General features: G+C 70.7%; 2 protein-coding genes. One reads left to right on the top strand and one right to left on the bottom strand.

Translation table 11 applies throughout. The annotated features are described in order from the left end of the window. Positions 1 to 45: 45 nt before the first annotated feature. Positions 46 to 927 carry an ArgP/LysG family DNA-binding transcriptional regulator gene (locus tag LQV45_RS31610; protein ID WP_230011364.1) on the bottom strand — a complete coding sequence of 294 codons (882 nt, stop codon included), beginning with the start codon at positions 925 to 927 and terminating at the stop codon, positions 46 to 48. A gap of 68 nt (positions 928 to 995) precedes the next feature. Between LQV45_RS31610 and LQV45_RS31605 the strand changes: the two genes are divergently transcribed. Continuing rightward, positions 996 to 1,528: LysE/ArgO family amino acid transporter (locus LQV45_RS31605; protein ID WP_230011362.1), on the top strand; the 533-nt coding region annotated here is incomplete at its 3' end.

Here is a 1,528-nt window from a genome sequence, read left to right as displayed (position 1 = left end):
TGTATAAGAGACAGAGTCGAGATCCTGCCAACATCCCGAATGGCCTCAGCGCAGGACGCGCGCCGCCGTCCGGACAGCGGCCGCGACGTCGTTCAGCGCCGCCGAGCCGCGCCGCCACTGCTGCCAGTAGAGGGCAACGTCCACGTGCGCTTGCGGGGCGAGGGCCTCGAGCCTGCCGGCCAGCAGGTCCTCGCCGATTTCGATTTCGGGCATCATGCCCCAGCCCATGCCCCAGCGGATGGCATCGCCAAACTCCTGGGCGGCCGGGACATAGTGGCGCGGGGGCTGCAGGGAGGCCCGGCTGACCCGGCGCAGCCAGCGGTCCTGCAGGTCGTCCTTGCGGTCGAAGACCACAACGGGAGCGGCGGCGAGGGTCGCGCCGGTCGCACCCGCCCCAAACCAGCGGCGGGCGAAGTCCGGAGCGCACACCGGCAAATAGCGCATGGTGCCCAGCTTGCTCGATGAGCAGCCGGGCACGGGCTGGGCTGTTTCCGTGATGGCGGCCGCGGCGGCTCCGGCGCGCAGCAGGTCCAACGAGTGCTCCTGGTCTTCTCGCAGGATCTCGAGCTGGACGTTGTCACTGGCCGCCGCGAGGCCGGCCAACGCCCAGGTGTGCAAGGAATCGCTGTTGATCACCAGCGTCAGGCGCGTCCCTCCGCGGGGGTGCTCCGGCTGCAGTTCCTCGGCCAGGTCCGCAGAGAGCATTTCCAGCTGCCGGGCGAATCGCACCACGGCCTCGCCGGACTCCGTGAGTCCGGGCGGCCGCGCCCGGGTCAGGACCGGCCGCCCGACGGCGGTCTCGAGTGCCCGGACCCGCTGGCTGATCGCCGACGGCGTCACGGACAGGTGCGCGGCCGCGGCGTCGAAGCTCCCGTGCGTCAGAATCGCGGCCAGCGTCCGGGCCTGTTCGGGGGTGATCTCCATCATTAGCCCATCTTACGTATCAGCATAAACTTTAACTGGTTTCATCTTCGGCGGGCGCCTACCGTGGAGTGGTGATCCTTCCCCTGTTTTCCGGTCTCTCCGCCGGGCTGTCCCTCATCGTTGCCATCGGCGCGCAGAACGCTTTTGTCCTCCGGCAGGGCATCCAGCGCTCGCACGTCGTCATGGTGGTGGCAGTCTGCGCGGTCTCGGACCTCGTGCTGATCCTGCTGGGCGTCGCGGGCATCGGCATCCTCCTGGACCGGGCGCCCGCTGCCCTCGTCGTGATCCGGTGGGCCGGGGCCGCGTTCCTCCTTGCCTACGGGGCGCTCGCGGCCCGGCGTGCGGTCCGCGGGGAGCAGATGGAGGATCCCGGCAACAAGCCCGCTGCCGGCCGCGCCGCCGTCCTTGGCACCTGCCTGGCCTTCACCTGGCTGAACCCGCACGTCTACCTGGACACGGTGCTGCTGCTCGGGTCCCTCGCTGCCGCCCAGGGCGAAGCCGGGCGCTGGTGGTTCGCCGCCGGGGCCGGCCTGGGAAGCATTGCCTGGTTCACCGCCCTCGGCGCGGGGGCGCGGTTCCTGACGTCGCTGTTCCGGCGCCGGAC

The organism is Microbacterium sp. Bi128 (genome assembly GCF_918698205.1).
Note: the sequence above shows the minus strand (reverse complement) of the source record. Positions and strands in the feature narration are given on the sequence as shown.

Excerpts from the sequence above, each read along its gene's own strand:
- LQV45_RS31610 (WP_230011364.1), bottom strand. The coding sequence starts at position 927 with ATGATGGAGATCACCCCCGAACAGGCCCGGACGCTGGCCGCGATTCTG.